The 17,274-nt window shown below is 62.4% G+C and carries 13 protein-coding genes and 1 tRNA gene; 11 read left to right on the top strand and 3 right to left on the bottom strand.

The window, feature by feature from the left end:
* Nucleotides 1–446, bottom strand: a 446-nt coding sequence (locus VFI82_10005; protein ID HET7185009.1) for a hypothetical protein, incomplete at its 3' end; no start/stop codon positions are given.
* Nucleotides 447–718: 272 nt separating this feature from the next.
* Here VFI82_10005 and VFI82_10000 point away from each other — a divergent pair.
* Nucleotides 719–796: transfer RNA gene (locus VFI82_10000), tRNA-Glu, on the top strand.
* A gap of 281 nt (nucleotides 797–1,077) precedes the next feature.
* Here the strand turns inward: VFI82_10000 and VFI82_09995 are convergent.
* Both VFI82_09995 and VFI82_09990 read right to left on the bottom strand, forming a co-directional pair.
* Entirely contained in the window at nucleotides 1,078–1,419 is a 342-nt protein-coding gene (locus tag VFI82_09995; protein HET7185008.1) for a hypothetical protein, read from the bottom strand.
* 454 nt (nucleotides 1,420–1,873) lie between these two features.
* Complete coding sequence (locus VFI82_09990; protein ID HET7185007.1) at nucleotides 1,874–3,067, bottom strand: beta-propeller fold lactonase family protein; 1,194 nt, start codon at nucleotides 3,065–3,067, stop codon at nucleotides 1,874–1,876.
* Between the two features lie 552 nt (nucleotides 3,068–3,619).
* On the opposite strand from VFI82_09990, the gene VFI82_09985 reads away from it, so the two are divergent.
* The 10 genes from VFI82_09985 to VFI82_09940 all read left to right on the top strand — a co-directional run.
* Nucleotides 3,620–4,072: a chemotaxis protein CheW gene (locus VFI82_09985; protein HET7185006.1), complete on the top strand. Its 453-nt coding sequence runs from the start codon at nucleotides 3,620–3,622 to the stop codon at nucleotides 4,070–4,072.
* The gene (locus VFI82_09980; GenBank protein ID HET7185005.1) at nucleotides 4,073–5,617 is read left to right on the top strand and encodes a protein-glutamate O-methyltransferase CheR; all 1,545 of its coding nucleotides are present in this window, start codon (nucleotides 4,073–4,075) and stop codon (nucleotides 5,615–5,617) included. It abuts the gene before it with no gap.
* Complete coding sequence (locus VFI82_09975; protein HET7185004.1) at nucleotides 5,614–6,156, top strand: chemotaxis protein CheW; 543 nt, start codon at nucleotides 5,614–5,616, stop codon at nucleotides 6,154–6,156. Before VFI82_09980 ends, VFI82_09975 begins: the two co-directional genes overlap by 4 nt.
* Nucleotides 6,153–7,628, top strand: a complete 1,476-nt coding sequence (locus tag VFI82_09970) for a methyl-accepting chemotaxis protein (protein ID HET7185003.1) — start codon at nucleotides 6,153–6,155, stop codon at nucleotides 7,626–7,628. Before VFI82_09975 ends, VFI82_09970 begins: the two co-directional genes overlap by 4 nt.
* Before the next feature lie 6 nt (nucleotides 7,629–7,634).
* Nucleotides 7,635–9,668: a response regulator gene (locus VFI82_09965; GenBank protein ID HET7185002.1), complete on the top strand. Its 2,034-nt coding sequence runs from the start codon at nucleotides 7,635–7,637 to the stop codon at nucleotides 9,666–9,668.
* A 3-nt stretch (nucleotides 9,669–9,671) separates the two neighbouring features.
* Nucleotides 9,672–10,748: a chemotaxis-specific protein-glutamate methyltransferase CheB gene (gene cheB / locus VFI82_09960; GenBank protein HET7185001.1), complete on the top strand. Its 1,077-nt coding sequence runs from the start codon at nucleotides 9,672–9,674 to the stop codon at nucleotides 10,746–10,748.
* A gap of 12 nt (nucleotides 10,749–10,760) precedes the next feature.
* Complete coding sequence (locus VFI82_09955) at nucleotides 10,761–14,693, top strand: PAS domain S-box protein (GenBank protein HET7185000.1); 3,933 nt, start codon at nucleotides 10,761–10,763, stop codon at nucleotides 14,691–14,693.
* Nucleotides 14,671–15,165, top strand: coding sequence for a response regulator (locus tag VFI82_09950; protein HET7184999.1), 495 nt, complete (start codon nucleotides 14,671–14,673; stop codon nucleotides 15,163–15,165). The genes VFI82_09955 and VFI82_09950 overlap by 23 nt, the downstream gene beginning before the upstream one ends.
* 38 nt (nucleotides 15,166–15,203) lie before the next feature.
* On the top strand, nucleotides 15,204–16,391 hold the full coding sequence (locus tag VFI82_09945) for an ATP-binding protein (protein ID HET7184998.1): 1,188 nt from the start codon (nucleotides 15,204–15,206) through the stop codon (nucleotides 16,389–16,391).
* A 177-nt stretch (nucleotides 16,392–16,568) separates the two neighbouring features.
* The coding region (locus VFI82_09940; protein HET7184997.1) for an ATPase domain-containing protein at nucleotides 16,569–17,274 on the top strand (706 nt) is incomplete at its 3' end.

Genomic DNA, 17,274 nt, shown 5'->3' with positions numbered 1-17,274 from the left:
TCCGAGACTTGGTTCAAGTCAACGTCGTCGAACAGGAACGGTGAATCGAGCCCGAAGTCCACCTGAATGTGCCCGCTCTCCTCGTAGGTTCCTTCGTCGAATTCCACGCCGTGGGCGATGAACTTCACCTGGCGCGGCGCGACAATCCATTCGTCGCTGCCTTCGCCGGGAACCCACAGGTCCCAGTAGGCTTCGAGGAGATAGGCATAATCTTCGTGCAGCATGTCGGCGGCCATGGCGATGGCCTGCTCGGGAGCGATCCCGGGGCGGAAACGGCGCTCCAGGATGGTGGGCTCGCTCCAGGAAACGGGATGCACCGAAATGGCAGTGATTCCCGGGCGGGACTCGGAGAACAGGAACAGGCGTGTCACCGAGAGAAGCCGCGGCATCATGTCGGTTTCTTCGAAACGTGGAAACCACAGGCTGAGATAGAGAGGATCGGCCATGGATCCATTTTAGATGCCAGACCGTGGATCAGCGGTGGAATCGAAGATTGCCACCTGCCTGCGGAATTGCCGAAGTGCAAATGCGGAACTGCGGAACTGCCGAACTGCGGAATTACCGAATCTTTGTTCTCTGCACGCGCTGCACGCGAACTTCAGCGACTGACTTTCAATTCCGCAATTCCGCAGTTCGGCAATTCGGCAATGTATTTTGACAGTCGAAGAAAGCGGCTGCTACGATGAAGCGTTCGGCTAGAAGTTCCCACCCAAGAAGCGTCCCCGTCGTCTAGCCCGGCCTAGGACATCGCCCTTTCACGGCGGTAACGCGGGTTCGAATCCCGCCGGGGACGCCAAGATTCCAAAGGCTGACGTACAGCGGTATCCACCCCAGAAAATGTTTCGCTGGCCCTCATTAAGCGGCTCGACGCGGCGTTCGCGGAGTTGAAAGCCATAGCCGCCGGGGCAGAAAAGTAACTTGGCAAACCGACCCTGTAACTTAGGACAAGGAAATCTTTCATCCATAACGCCAGCCAGCACTAGGGGCTGGTTGGGTGACTGGCCGTTCAGCGGTATGTCTCCTTGCTGCTGCCAAGGTAACAGATCCATCCCAGTTCAGTATTTTCCGCGCGCGTTTCTAAGGGTCAATTATGACGGTGGGCGGGCTGTCGCCTTCGATGTCGCTGCCCTTGTCATTGTCATGCTCTTTCACTGTGCCCTTGTATCGGTACTCCCTAGGATTGTGTTTAGGGGGAGGTGGTTCCGGATTATTAGGCACGGCGTTTTTCACCTTTGCAGAGACGGTGTCCGGCCCTTCGCCTTGGCGTTCGAGATCTCCCTCGAAGACATTTCTCGGCAAACTTAATGTCCATTTCTTACACGGACCGAAGCTCCAGGTGACATCGGTACCGCACTTGACCTTCGGATGCGGCGGAGAAGCCTTCCATATGCCGTTGTGCTTTCCCACAGTAATGGTCATAGTTCCTCCTTAAGGTGGAGTGTAGGCGGAGGACCGAGAAACAGTGTCGAACAGCCCGAAATGCAATTTTCCCGCTTACGCGCTCGGGGCAACATTTCATTGCAGGAATGAACTCGATTTAGGGAACCCTGAATCCATAAGCCCGCGGTCACTCGAACCCTGCGCACAGACGTGCCCCACGGATCTGGTCTGTCGATGAAAGAATAGCTCCGGGGACAGCGATTCCGGGCGAATTCCCTCCATGCCAAGCGCTGGCAATTCCCGTAATGGCTCAACCCGACTTACATTGTTGAGTTGGCTAATTGATAGCTCGGAACGAATTGATTCGCACTTCCACTTGAAAGGCAATGCTATGGGCCGTCCGGGCTGCCGTGTGTCGGAGATCGTGCAGCCTGAAGTCAGCATATTTCGGCTTCGTTTCGGCTTCAGCAACGCGACCTGCAGAAGCGCTGAATCAATGTTTCACGGTCGCAACCGCCATGGTGTATCGGGGGATGCTCGGCAGTTGACCGCTGGGCACGCGGAACGGCGAGGACGCCAAAGGTGTCAGCGCTCCGTTCGGGGCGATTGCGAAACTGACGATGGTGTTGGTTCCAGCATCAGCGGCGTACACAAATGCGCCGCTGCCATCCACTACAATCCCTGGAGCTCCGTCCTGCCCCGGAGCGATCCCCAGATTGGGGGAAGAACTGACAAACGTCAGCGCGCCTGTAGCCTGGTCAACTCTGTAGGTCACAATGCAATTAGGCTGCGATGTGGCTTGGAACAGCAGGTCGCCGCGTGGGCTGATGGCGAGTTGACCTCCGAAGTCCGGCGTCACGTTACAGACAGAGAGGCCTGACCGCATCGTAAGCGTGGCCGCGCCATTTGCGGCCAGCGAGAAGGCCGACACCGATGGCGAGTTTTCGCCAACATATAAAAATTTGCCATTGGGGTGCACCAAGAGTTCTTCTGCGCTGACGACGTCGGCCGAACGCCCAACCGGCCCCACCGGGGTTAGCGCGCCCGTTACCGCATCGATGCTCATTTGTGTGATCCCGGGTTCCGGTCCTAAGGCGCCTGCTTGAAGCGTGGTGGCATACAGGAAAGTGCCGCCGGGATTAACTGCCAGGCCAAAAAAGTTCGGCGAAATCTTCAACGAAGTGCCGATTTGCAATCCGGCTGGCGCCGCGGCAATGGTGTAGGTGGTGATCTCGAAGTCGGCAGGGAAGAAAGGGGGCGCTGGAATTCCCTCCACAAAGAGAAACTTCCCGGACGGGTGGACCACCAAACGCGCATTGCTCACCGCGGCCGTCCACGGTACGGAGAAGCTGGCGCCCAACGCGCCTGTGTTTGCGTCTATTGGAAAACCGATAATGGAAGCGCCAGCGACTACAAAAACAAAACGCCCCAGGGGATCGGCGGCGATCGTTTCGGCAGTTCCCGGCAGCGTGACCGGCGAGCCTGCAAGCGGCGTCAACGCGCCGTTTGCGTCAATGTGAAACTCATGAATTGCCCCCGTGGTGCTTGTGGCATTTGTCGTAATCGCGTAAAGGAATTGATCGCTGGTGGTTCCGGGCGGCGGCGATGAGTTGGTGGTGGTGGACGGTGTTGGCGTGGACGAGACCGTCGTCGCATTACCGCCGCACCCGGCCATCATCGCGAGCATGACTAGGACGCAAGCCGCTGTCACAACTCGTGTGCTGGTTGCTGAAAAGCAAGACAGGAAAGAGATCGCGGAACGCCTGCGGTCCATGCTCCCTCCTCTTTCGCTCGCACGCTCGCCGTAGCTCAGGGGCGGGTGATGATTGCAAATCCCGACGCGGACCCGCCCAACGTCACCGACGAGCGAGGCCCGGTTCAGCGGGTGTGATCGCCTCAAGCTCCCGGCGATCACGTTATTCTGCGCCTACTTTCATTTCGGAAATTCGGCGTATTTAGCCGTAGGAAAGACGAGTTAAGGTGGCCCTCAACCTGCTAGCGGCCCATTCCCAGCGCAGCGCGTAGCTGCAGAGAGCGCTCAATGTTCCTGATTTTCGCCTTGCTGCTAGGTGCGAGCGGAAGTGCATGCGAGGGTTGTGCGCCGACCGGGTGCGAATTCCAATCTGGAACGAGGCCCATTTTCATCCTGCCGCTCTTCTCCCGACCGACTTTTGCCTGACCCCGTCACCACGCCGGTGTTACGGTCGATTTGGCGTATGCATTGGACGCCGAGGCAACCATGAATGCCGATGTCCCCAATCGCCGGCTCGTTGTTCGGGCGGGAGGACATCATTGTGTCCTGGCACTGCCGGACGTAGAGGAAACCATGCGGCCGCTGGCCATCGAGCCGGTGGAGGGAGCCCCCGATGGCGTTCGCGGCCTGGCGGTGATTCGTGGAGTTCCGGTGCCGGTCGTAGATCTGGCCGCGGTGCTCGGATGTCACTGCGGACAGCCATGGTCGCGCTTTGTCAGCGTGCGCGCCGGCAGGCGAACGGTTGCCTTAGCGGTAGAAGCCGTGGTGGGGATCCGCGAGTTCGATGCCTCGACACTGAACCAAATGCCGCCCCTCATGCAGAGCGCCAACCCCGAGATCATCGCATCGGTGGGGGCGCTCGATGCGGAGTTGTTCCTGGTACTCAAGACGGCGCGCCTGTTGCGGGAAGAGATCGGCGCACCGGGCAAGGGGGGCTAGATGGAACGACTGCAGCGTGGGGATGTGGAGCGGTTCCGGCGCCTGATCGCCACCTCGCTCGGGCTTCGAGTCGAGGATGATCGGCTGGACTGGCTGGCCGACATCCTGCGACAGCGTGTCCAGCAGCGTGGATCCGCAAGCGCAGCTGAGTACCTTGCCGGCATGGAGGTAGAACGGGGCGGGCGCGAGGAATGGCGAGTCTTAGCCGGTCAACTCACGGTGGTCGAAACCTACTTTTTCCGGTCACCGGAGCACTTTCGTGCGCTTGTGAACGGCGTGCTGCCGGAGCGGATTGCACTGCTGAAGGGGCGTCGCCCGCTGCGGATGCTGTCGGCGGGTTGCGCTTCAGGCGAGGAGCCTTATTCGTTGGCAATCACCGTTCGCGAGCATTTTCCGCACCTGCGCCCGGAGGATGTAACGATCACGGCTTTCGACATCAATTCCAAGATGCTGGCGCAGGCCCTTAGTGCGCGATACACCGACTGGTCGCTGCGTGACGTGCCCCAGGAGCTTTTGCGGAAGTATTTTCAATTGAATGGGAAGCACTACACGCTTCGCCGCGACATCCGCTCCATGGTGCGGCTCGAAGAGCGCAATTTGGCGGCACCGGGAGAGACGATTTGGGAGATCGAACAGTACGACGTCATTTTCTGTCGCAATGTTGTGATGTATCTGACGGCGGAGGCGGCGCGAGTCGCCATTGAGCGGCTGAGGCACGCCCTGTGCCCGGGGGGATTTTTGTTCTTGAGCTCGGCAGAAACCCTGCGAGGGGTTTCGCACGGCTTTCATTTGCGGCATGCGGACGACTGCTTCTACTACCAACAACGCGAGGGCGCCGACGAGGTGGAAGCCGGCGCGGACCTGACGCAGGCACCGGTGCCGGCCGCCGCTTCCGTCGATATCTCATGGGTGGAGGCAGTGCGGCGTTCGTCGGAACGGGTCGCGAGCCTGTCGCAAGGGATGATAAATGACCGTGCCAGTGACACCAAGGTTCCTCCGAAAGCGGCGGTCACGGAGAAGTTGGGAAGGCCTGCCGCCTCAGCGCAGTCGCTCGGCGCGGTGTTGGAATTGCTCCAGGAAGAGAGATTTCGAGACGCGCTTCAACTCCTGCGCACCATGCCGTCACGAACCACCTCCGATCTGGATACGCAACTCCTGCGGGCGGTGATCCTGACCAATTGTGGAGAGGTGACCGCGGCGGAGGCCGAATGCAGAAGCGTTCTGTGCCGCGACGAATTGAACGCGGCGGCGCATTACGTCACCGCCGTTTGCCGGGAACATCTGAGCGACCGGCAAGGCGCGATGGAGCATGATCGCGCGGCCATCTACCTGGACCCCGCCTTTGCCATGCCGCACCTGCACCTCGGATTGCTCGCCAAGCGAATGGGAGACATCCACGCGGCCCGTCAGGAATTGCAGCAGGCACTCATGCTGCTGGGACGCGAGGATTCATCGCGCATTTTGCTACTGGGGGGCGGTTTCAGCCGGGTGGCGCTGCTGGAATTCAGCCGCGCTCAGCTGCGCGCGTGTGGAGGGACACCATGAGCAGCGCGGCAACGACAAAGGATCCCGCCAGCGAACTTCGGCGCGCTTTCGACCATTTGTTTGCCTTGCCGCCGGAGAGAAAGATCGAGCAGGAAGAAGCGCTGATTGCGATCCGGATTGGCGGCCGACCCTACGCCTTGCGGCAGCGGCAAATCCTCGGGGTGGCGCGGATGCGACGCCTGGTCCCGGTGTCCAGCCCCCTGTCTCATCTCGCGGGCGTGACCGGCCTGCGCGGGCTGGTAATACCGGTGTTCCGCATGTCCGGTTTTGTGGAATCCCGGGAGCCCGTGAATACTCCGCGATGGCTGGCGCTGGTCGATGGAGAAGCGGTGCTGGGCCTGGGCTTTGACGAGTTCGACGGTCAATTTAACGTGCCGGCGCAGCACCTTTACCAGCAGGCGAACGGGCCGGAGTCGGGACCGGTGCGGCAGGTAGCTCGAATCGGAGGGGTGGTGCGGCCGATCCTGGAGGCGCCGCTCATCGTGCAGCAGGTACGCGCAGCCGCCCAAGCCCGAGAGAAAGGAAGTGAACAGTCATGAGTCATGAATGGACTTTCCAGAAGAAAGTGGTCGGCGGTTTCGTAGTCATGGTTTGTGTGGCCGTGGTTACAGCCCTGGTGGCCATATATGCGCTGCGTGCGGTCATAACCAGCAAGGACGCCGTTCTCAGCATCCACGCCAACGGGTTAATTGATGCCGCGAAGCTGGACGCCGCCATAGATGAGCAGGTCGCCGGCTTCCGTGCGTACGTGGTGTCGCCGGAGGAACGGTTTCTCAAACAATGGGACCAGGGCCGCAATCAATCTTTGCTGTTGCTCGACGAATTCTCGCGCCGAACCCTCACCGACGACGGCAACCGCCTGGTGGCGGAGATCCGAAAATCGCAGCAGCAACTGGCGGAACTTCAAGAGCGTGCCATCCGCATGCGAAACACGAAGGCCGGCCTGGAAGGGGCCACTCAGATCATGCTCCACGATGCCATCCCCATCCGGGAGCGGCTCGGGCAGCAAACCCAGAACTACGTCGAATTGAATCAGCGCCTGCTGGAAGAAGCCAAACAGAGATCTACGGCTGATGCTACGTCGGCGATGCGGCTGGTGATCGCGCTGGCGTGCTTTGCGGTGTTGTTCGCGACGGTGACCGCGTTTTTCCTCTCCCGGGCCTTGACCCGCCAGGTGGGCTCGGCGGTGCAGCACGTGCAGAGCTCTTCGGCCGAACTCCAGAGCACGGCCAACCAGCAGGCCACGGGAGCGCGCGAAACCGCGAGCGCGATGAGCGAGGTCACGACAACGATGGGCGAACTTCTGGTCACCACGCGACAGATTTCGGAAAGCGCGCAGCGGGTGGCCCATATGGCCCAAGAGACCGCGTCGGCAGCGCATTCGGGCGACGAGATGGTCGCGAAGATGCAAGAAGCAATCGGAGAGATCCGGCAACAGGTGGACGAGATCGTGAGCCACATGCTGGACCTGGGGAGGAAGTCGCAGCAAATCGGCGGCATCCTGGACATCATCAATGAACTGGCGGAGCAGACCAACATCCTGTCGATCAACGCGACAATCGAGGCGGCGGGGGCGGGGGAGGCTGGCAAGCGGTTCGCGGTGGTGGGAGACGAAATCCGCAAGCTGGCAGACCGGGTCAGCGGGTCCACCAAGGAGATCCGCGGGCTGGTCGAGGAGATCCGCGGCGCGGTCAATACGACGGTACTGGCCACCGAAGGGGGCTCCAAGGCGGTGGATGTCGGGCTCCGCCACTTCGAAGACGTGAACAAGAGCTTCAAACAGATCACCAGTCTGGTGGGGACCACAACCGAAGCGGCGCAGGAAATCGAGCTCGGCACCAAGCAGCAGACGACCGCGGTGGAACAGGTCAACAGCGCGATTGCGGGGGCGGCCCAGGCAGCGCGCGAGACGGAGACCAGCACCAGCCAGACGCTGCAGACGGCAACCCAGCTGGCGCACCTGTCGCATGACCTGTCTCAGATCGTGCGCGCGCACGCAGCCGCCGCGTAGGTGAGCATGGCGCGGGATATTTACAAGTACTTCCGGGTGGAGGCGCGCGAGCTGCTCGAGGAGCTCACGCGGATTGCCCTGGAGGCGGAAAAAGGCACGGTGGCGCCGGCCCTCATGACCCGCCTTTTGCGCGCCGCACATACGCTGAAGGGGGCGGCACAGGTGGTGCACCAGGGCGAGATCGCCGAGGCGGCGCACGCCATCGAAGGCGTGTTTTCTCCCTATCGCGAAAGCGGGGGTCCGGTGTCGAAGGAGCAAGCTCGCGAAGCCGTTCGGCTGCTCGACGGCATCGGAGCGCGGCTGGAAGAGCTGGGCTCCCCTCCCGCACAACACGCCAGACCAGCCGGCCCCTGCAATTCCGCGAGCGAGGTCCCGGACAGCGTACGCGTGGACGTGGAAGAGGTGGAAGCGCTTCTGGCAAGCCTGACAGAAGTTGGGACCGAAATGCGCAAAATCCGACCTGCCGCGGCGCTGTCCAACCGGGCGCGCGAGCTGGCGATGTCTCTGGCGCATGAGGCGTCACCGACGGCGCACGCGTTTGTTTCCCGAACGCATGCGCTCGGCGAAGAGGTGGCGGAGGCCTGCACGCGGCTGGAGCGCGAGGTCACCAGCGCGCTGGAGAAGACAGAACGGGAATTGGCGCAGGCGCAGGCGCGGGCGAACCGGCTTCGGCTGCTGCCGGTGTCAACCATTGTTCCGGCGCTGGCACGGACGGCACGCGACGCGGCCCAGGCGGTCGGCAAGGCGGTGGACTTCCGCGCCAGCGGTGAGGAACTCCGCCTGGACGCGGATGTGCTCGCGGTGGTGCAGCACGGGCTGCTGCAACTGGTGCGCAATGCGGTCGCCCACGGGATCGAATCGCCGGAGGCTCGTACCAGGGCGGGAAAAGCGCCGCGGGGAGTCGTGGAGCTGCGGGCGGAGCGCAAGGCGGGCCGGATGGTGTTCGCCTGTCGCGACGACGGGGGAGGCATCGACCTTGCAGCCATCCGAAGCGTCGCGGTACGCAAGGGAGTAGTCACCGCCGGCGAGGCGGAGAGCGTCAACGTAACCCAGGCGGTTGACCTGCTCCTCAAGGGCGGTTTCAGCACCTCGGGGCAGGTGACCGGCATCGCCGGCCGCGGCATCGGGCTGGATATCCTGCGCGACGCCGCCGTTCGCCTGAAGGGGGAAGTCAGCGTCGTAACCAAGGCTGGCCAGGGGACCACGTTCGAGATTGCGGTTCCGGTTTCGCGCAGCTCGATTGAAGTCTTGCTGGTGGAATCGGCGGGACAGCGGGCGTGCCTGCCGCTGGATAGCGTGTGCCGTGCGCTCGCGGTTCGCGAACAAGAAATCTCGCCAGCGGGCAGCAGCGAGTCCATTGCCTACGAAGGCCAAACGATCCAATTCGTGACGCTCACGGCGGCGCTGGGAGCCGCGGGTCCGGGTGATCACCGGGAGAGGAAGACCGCGGTGGTGGTGCGGAGCGGAGCGGAGCTCGTAGCGGTAGGGATCGAGAGACTGCTGGGCACGGAAACTGTCCTGATGCGGCGTCTGCCCGCGATCGCGGCCGCCGCGGAGGAGGTGGCGGGGGCGTACCTGGATGCGGAAGGCAATCCGATCCTGGTGCTGGAACCGGCGCACCTGGCCAACGTGGCCGGGCGGAGAAGCGCAAGGGAAACGGCAGCGGCGGAGCGACAGGCTCCGATCCTGATCGTGGATGATTCGCTGACCACGCGCATGGTCGAGCAGAACATCCTGGAGTCGGCAGGCCACCGCGTCGACACCGCCACCTCGGGCGAGGAAGCCCTGGCTAAGGCGCGCGACTGCCATTACGCCTTGTTCGTGGTGGACATCGAAATGCCGGGCATGGACGGCTTCCAGTTGTTGTCGCGATTCCGCGAGGATCCGGAACTGCGCGAGGTTCCCTCGGTGCTGGTGAGCTCGCGCAGATCGGCGGACGACAAGCGCCGGGGAGCGGAAGCGGGCGCGCGCGCCTACATCGTGAAAAGCGAATTCGAGCAGACCAGGTTCCTCGATCTGGTCGGTCAGTTGGTGGGGTGAATCATGTCGCGGATCCGGGTATTGGTGGTGGAAGACTCGCTCACCGTGCGGAAGCGGCTGGTTGAGATCCTGAACGACGACCCGGAGCTGGAGGTGGTGGGAGAAGCCGCGGACGGGAAGACCTGCATTGAAATGTGCCGCCGGTTGCGACCCGATGTGCTCACCCTCGACATGGTATTGCCGGTGCTGAGCGGATTGGCGGCGACGGAATACATCATGGCGTATTTCCCAACCCCGATCCTGATCGTATCGGCATCAGCGAACCGCGGCGAAGTGTTCAAGACGTACGACGCGCTGGCGGCTGGAGCGCTGGACGTACTGGAGAAGCCGAAGGCCGACTCGACGGACGTGGACTGGGAAAATCGTTTGGTTTTCAAGGTGAAGCTGATCTCCCGAATCAAGCCCATCACACACCTGAAGGGCCGGAGGCGGGACGGCCGCGCGCGTCCGGCGCCGCCGGCGCCGCCGAGGCGCTCGCCGGGATACCGGCTGGTTGCGATCGGCACCTCCACCGGCGGGCCGGCGGCGGTCGTGGAAATTCTGAAGAACTTGCCGGGCGATTTTCCGCTTCCCGTCCTGCTGGTGATTCACATTGACGAGATGTTTGCCAGACATCTGGCGGAGTGGATTGAAAGCCAGTCGGTGCTGCCGGTGCGCTATGCCATGGATCGGGAGGCGCTGCCCGGCGTGGGACACGGCCTGGTGCTCATGGCCCCGCCCAATCGGCACCTTGTTGTCGCCGGAGGGCGACTTTCGCTCAACGGGACCGCGGAACGGCATTCCTGCCGCCCCTCCATTGACACTCTTTTCGAGTCGCTCGCCGTCGAGTTCGGGAAGCAGAGCATCGCGTGCCTGCTGACGGGGATGGGGAAGGATGGAGCAGCCGGCCTGCTGGCAATCCGCAACGCCGGAGGTTTGACGCTGGCGCAGGATGAGGCGACGTCGGTCGTATTCGGCATGCCGGCAGAGGCGGTGAAGCTCAATGCCGCAGAGCGCGTGCTCGGGGTCCACGAATTTGCGCCGGCCTTGGCGGCCTTGGCCGGCGTCGGAAACGAGGTCGGCGTCCGGGCGCGGCCTTGATGGGGGATCGAGATGCGGCCTCAAGTGCTGATTGTGGACGACAGCTTGACGGTCCGGATGGACCTGCAGGAGAAGTTTGAGTCCATCGGCTTCGCCGCCACCACCTGCGCTACGCTGTCGACCGCGCGGAAGGCGCTGAAGGAGCGACCCTACGCGCTGGTCATTCTCGATGTGCTCATGCCGGACGGCAGCGGCATCGATCTGCTCCAAGAAATCAAGTCCAGTCCTGGGACGGCGGCGCTCCCCGTCATCCTCTTGTCCACCGAGGCCGAGGTGCGCGACCGGGTGCGAGGGCTGAGGACAGGGGCCGATGAGTATGTCGGCAAGCCATACGACACCGGACATGTGCTGGCACGGGCGCGCCAGTTGGTCGGCGACGTTAAAACCGAGGTGGAGACCTCCGGGTCAAAGCTCCTCCTCATTGACGACAGCCCTACCTTCCGCAACGAATTCAAGCTGGTACTGGAGAAGGCCGGATATACGGTCGTGGCCGCCGAAACGGGCGAAGAGGGACTGCGCGCAGCGGTGACCAATCGTCCCGATGCCGTAATCGTGAACGGGGTGCTGCCCGGCCCGCTCGATGGGAGCGCGGTGATCCGCCGGCTCAAAGACGACGTCACGCTGCGCGACATCCCCTGCCTGCTGCTGACCGCGGAGGAGTCCACGGGAGATGAACTGCGAAAACTGGAAGCGGGCGCCGACGCCTACGTTCGCAAGGCGACCGACGTTGATGTAATTCTTGCCCGTATCGTCGCTCTTGTCCGTTCGCTCTCCCCGCGCGCCGGGGAAACGGGCGTGACCGGCTTGCTGGGCCCCAAAAAGATCCTCGCAGTGGACGACAGCTCTACGTACCTGCACGAGCTGGCGGAGGAACTGCACAAAGAAGGTTACGACATCATCGCCGCGCGCTCCGGCAAGGAAGCCATCGAACTGCTGGAAGTGCAGCCGGTCGATTGCATTCTTTTGGACCTGGTGATGCCGGGGCTGTCCGGCCAGGAGACCTGCCACATCATCAAGAACACACCTGCCTGGCGGAACATCCCGCTGCTGATCCTGACCGCGGTCCAGGATTCCAAGGCGATGGTGGAGGGCATCAACGCCGGCGCCGACGACTACGTTCCCAAGTCCAGCGACTTCGAAGTGTTAAAGGCGAGAGTGCGGGCGCAACTTCGCCGTAAGCAGTTTGAGGCCGAATATCGCGCCATCCGCGAGAGGCTGCTGGCCAAGGAAGTGGAAGTTGCCCGCGCCAGGGCTTCGCAGGAGATCGCCCAGGCCCGCGCCGCCTTCGAGCCCCTTCTGCGGAACGAAGCGTGGTTGAACAACGCGGTGCGCATGGCCCGCCTGGGGGCGTGGGACTGGAATGTCCTCGACAACACCCAAACCTGGTCCGATCAGCAGTTTCGAAATTTCGGACTGGAGCCGGGTTCGGTCGCGCCCACGCATGAGCTGTTCCTGCGAGCGGTACACGACCTGGACCGCGGCCGCGTGGAAGCCACCATCCGCAAGGCGTTGGCCGGCGAGAATTCATATTCCTTCGAATCCCGGATTGTCCGCCCGGGAGGGGAAGCGCGGCACCTGGTCTGGCAGGGAGAAATTCATCGCAATGAGGCAGGACAAGCGGTGCGGGTGACCGGGACGAGCACGGACGTGACGGAACAAAAAATAATGGAGGAGCAGCCTCGCAAGGCGGCGAAATATGCCCGCAACCTGATCGAGGCCAGCCTGGATCCCCTGGTCACCATCAGCCGCGACGGCCTGATCACGGATGTGAATCATGCAACCGAAAACGCTACCGGCTTGTCCCGCGAGCGGCTGATTGGAAGCGATTTCGCCGATTACTTCACCGAGCCCGACCGCGCCCGACGCGGGTACGAGCAGGCGTTTTCTGAAGGATTGGTGCGCGATTATCCGCTGGCGATTCGCAGCGCGAACGGCGTGGTCACGGAGGTGCTCTACAACGCCAGCGTCTTCCGGAATGAAGCGGGCGAAGTCGAGGGCGTTTTCGCCGCGGCGCGCGACATCACCGAGCGGACACGGGCGGAGCAGGCGGCGCGGCGGCTGGCCGCCATCGTCGAGTCCTCCGACGACGCCATCATCAGCAAGACCCTGGACGGAACCGTATTGACCTGGAACCAGGGGGCCGAGCGACTGTATGGCTACACCGCGGCGGAAATGGTCGGGCGTTCGGTGATGGCGGTCGTACCGACCGAATACCATGCTGAATTTTGCGGACTGCTGCAGCGGATCGCGCGCGGGGAAAGGATTGAGCACCACGAAACCGTCCGCCAGTGCAAGGACGGCAGACGCGTGGAGGTCTCCGCGACGTTGTCGCCGACCAAGAACGCGCGCGGCGAGGTCACCGGAGCATCTACTATCGTGCGCGATATCTCCGCCAGCAAAGCGGCCGAGAAGGCAGTGCGCCGCGCCAATGCCTATAACCGCAGCCTCATCGAAGCCAGCCTCGACCCGCTGGTGACCATCGGTCCGGACGGAAAGATTACTGACGTGAATGCGGGGACCGAGGCGGCGACCGGCCGAAGCCGGGAAGAGCTGATTGGCACGGACTTTAGCGACTACTTCACCGATCCGGCACAGGCGCGAGCCGGGTACGAACAGGTCTTTCGAGAAGGGCTGGTGCGCGATTATCCGCTGGAGTTGCGTCACAGCACGGGGACCACGATGTCGGTGCTGTACAACGCGTCGGTGTACCGCGACGAAAGCGGAAAGGTCATCGGCGTGTTCGCCGCCGCCCGCGACATCACCGCGCGCAAAGCGGCCGAGAAGGCAGTGCGCCGCGCCAATGCCTATAACCGCAGCCTCATCGAAGCCAGCCTCGACCCGCTGGTGACCATCGGTCCGGACGGGAAGATTACCGACGTGAATGCGGGGACCGAGGCGGCCACCGGCCGAAGCCGGGAAGAGCTGATTGGCACGGACTTTAGCGAGTACTTCACCGATCCGGCACAGGCGCAAGCCGGGTACGAACAGGTCTTTCGAGAAGGGCTGGTGCGCGATTACCCGCTGGAATTGCGGCACAGCACGGGGACCACGATGTCGGTGCTGTACAACGCGTCGGTGTACCGCGACGAAAGCGGAAAGGTCATCGGCGTGTTCGCCGCCGCCCGCGACATCACCGCGCGCAAGCGCGCGGAAGACGAGGTCAGGAAACTGAATGAGGGACTGGAACTGCGTGTCGAGCAGCGGACCGCCGAATTACAGGCCGCCAACAAGGAATTGGAAGCGTTTACCTATTCCGTATCCCACGACCTGAGGGCGCCACTTCGCCATCTGAGCGGATTCGCCAAGCTGCTGCTGGAAGAAAATGGGGGAGCACTGAGCCCGACCAGCCGGCACTATGTGGACGAAATCCGCGACGCGGCGCGTCGCATGGGAGAGTTGGTGGACGACCTGCTGGAGTTGTCGCGCATGAACCGGCAGGCGTTGCATCCGCAGCCGGTGGCGCTCAACTCCATTGTCGATGCGGTGCGGCACGAACTTGCTCCTGAAATCGGGCAGCGCGCGATTGAGTGGAAGATTTCCGGGCTGCCGGAAGCCGTCGGCGATCCGGTCCTGCTCCGACAAATATTCGCCAACCTGCTGGGGAACGCGGTGAAGTTTACGCGCCCGCGCGATCCGGCGGTGATCGAAGTCGGGGGACAACGCGTCGGCGGCGAAGCGGTGTTCTTTGTGCGCGACAACGGCGTGGGCTTCGACATGCGCTATGTCGACAAGCTTTTTGGAATTTTTCAGCGTCTCCACCGCACCGAAGACTTCGAAGGCACGGGCGTTGGTCTGGCCATAGTTCAGCGAATTATCCATCGGCATGGGGGCCGCATCTGGGCAGAGGCGGAACCCGATCGGGGCGCAACCTTCTATTTCACACTCGGGTGTGCCGAGTCACAAGCGTCAAGCGAGGAGCTCTATGAAGTCGCAATTGCCAACTGAAATTTTGCTGGTCGAGGACGATCCCAGGGATGTGGAACTCACCACGCGTTCGCTGGAGAAGGAGAACCTGTGCAACAACATCCACGTGGTTCGCGACGGCGCCGAAGCGCTTGATTTCATCTTCGGCCGGGGAGCGTATTGCCATCGGCAGGATGGCGCGGTTCCGTACCTGATTCTGTTGGACCTGAAGCTGCCCAAGGTTGACGGATTGGAGGTCCTGCGGCAGATCAAGCAAAACGCCAGGACACGAATGATCCCTGTCGTCGTCCTTACGTCCTCCCGCGAACAGCGGGACCTGGTGGAAAGCTACCGGCTGGGAGTCAACAGTTACATTCAGAAGCCGGTGGATTTTGCGCAATTCCAGGAGGCCGTGAAGCAGGTCGGCCTTTACTGGCTTCTGCTGAACGAAATGCCGGCGGTTGAGAGTGCGCCCAGGGCGGCGACGCCCAGTCCGATTGGAGCGGGGAGTTAAGCCGGCGCGAAAGCGCCGTTATGAGCGAGTGGCATTCGATGACAGCTGAGATCAGAAGCGGGAGGCGACTGCGCGTCCTGTTCGTGGAAGACTCGCGCGCCGACATCGAGCTGAGCTGCAAGGAATTGCAGCGGGACGGGTTCGATGTCCAGGTGGACGCAACCGACCGGCAACAGGATTTTGCTCGGCTAATTTCGCAGCACGATTACGACATCGTAATCACCGATTACGGCCTGCCGGGCTGGACCGGGCTGGATGCTATTCGTATTCTGCGCGAAACCGGCAGGCAGACTCCTGTCATTCTGCTGACCGGCTCGCTGGGGGACCAGATGGCTGTGCAGTGCATCAAAGCCGGCGCATCGGACTACGTGCTGAAAGAGAATCTCGCGCGCCTGCCGCACGCGGTCAAACTTGCCCTGCGCGATATGGAATCGGATCGGCGACGCCTGCAAGCGGAATCTAAGCTGAAGGAATACGCGGCACAACTGGAGCGCAGCAACCTGGAACTGCAGGAATTTCTTTCGATCGCCTCCCATGACATGCAAGAACCACTGCGAAAGATCCGCTTGTTCATCGACCAGCTGCAAGCGCAGCTCGGGAGGGCCGCCGACGATGCAGTGCGGCACAGCATGAGCCGGATCGGGGCAGGGGCTGTGCGCATGGCCGAGATCATCGAGGCCCTGCTCTCCTATTCGCAGATCGCGGCGCAAACGCAACCCTTCACGCGGGTGAACTTGTCCGAGCTGGTGGCGCAGGTAAGCAACGAACTCTCGGCAGGAATTCAGGCTGCGGCCGCGCAGGTGGAAGTTGGTGAATTGCCGACCATCCGGGCCAACCGCGTGCAGATGTATCGCCTGTTCTACAACCTGCTTTCCAATGCGCTGTCCTACCGCAGCCCGGAACGGGCTCCCCGCATCCAGGTCGGCAGCCGCTCGCGCCAGGACGGATACGTCGAACTGTTTGTAAGCGACAACGGCATCGGGTTCGAGGAACAGTACGCCGATCGTATCTTCCGGCCTTTTCAACGCTTGCATGTTCGCGAGAACGTCGAGGGGACGGGAATCGGGCTGGCGATCTGCCGCAAGATCGCCGTCCAACACCGAGGGACGATCCAGGCCACCAGCCAGCCGGGACAGGGGAGCAGGTTCACCATCATTCTGCCTACCGATGAGGCCGAAGCCGCTCGCTCCGCCGAATCGGAAGGCGCGCTCGCAGGCCGCCGCTGATGCGGCGAGCAGACCGGAAGCGCTTGCCAAAGCCTGCAATTCATTTCGGGACATCAGCAGAAACAGGAAATCAACGCGCGCAAGGTCCGCCGTGGCGTGCTCCAACGCCGCCCGGCGGTGCTACGGTTTCTCTGAGGAAATGCCATGGAGCTTGCCCAACAAAATTGCAGGACGGAAGTGGCTTTGCAAAAGTGCGCGACCGGAATCGCGGGCCTGGATGAAATCACGGCAGGAGGCCTTCCCCGCGGCCGCCCGACGCTGGTTTGCGGCGGCGCCGGCAGCGGCAAGACGCTGTTGGCGATGGAGTTCCTGGTGCGCGGCGCGCGGGATTTCGACGAACCCGGAGTGTACCTGGCGTTTGAAGAGACCGCGCCGGAGCTGGCGGTAAATGTGGCCTCGCTCGGCTTCGACGTTCCGCGTCTTATTGAAGAGCGAAAGCTTTGTATCGATTCCGTGCAAATCAACCGGGCGGAGCTGCAGGAAGCCGGTGAATATGACCTGGAAGGACTGTTCATCCGCTTGGGGGACGCGATTGACGCCGTGGGCGCCAAGCGGGTGGTGCTGGATACCATCGAAGTGTTATTCAGTGTGTTCCAGAATTCGGTCATCGTCCGCAGCGAACTGTCCCGGCTGTTCCGCTGGCTGAAAGATCGGGGCGTTACCGCGATCGTTACCGCGGAGCGCGGTGACGGCAGCCTCACGCGGCACGGACTGGAAGAATACGTGGCCGATTGCGTCATCCTGCTCGACCATCGCATCGTCGAGCAGGTCTCCACCCGCCGCCTGCGGATCGTCAAGTATCGCGGTTCGCTCCACGGAACCAACGAGTACCCGTTCCTGATCGGTGCGAACGGATTTTCCGTGCTGCCGGTGACTTCGCTCG

The sequence above is a fragment of the Terriglobales bacterium genome (assembly GCA_035691485.1).
GTDB lineage: Bacteria > Acidobacteriota > Terriglobia > Terriglobales > Acidobacteriaceae > JAIQGF01.
Note: the sequence above shows the minus strand (reverse complement) of the source record. Positions and strands in the feature narration are given on the sequence as shown.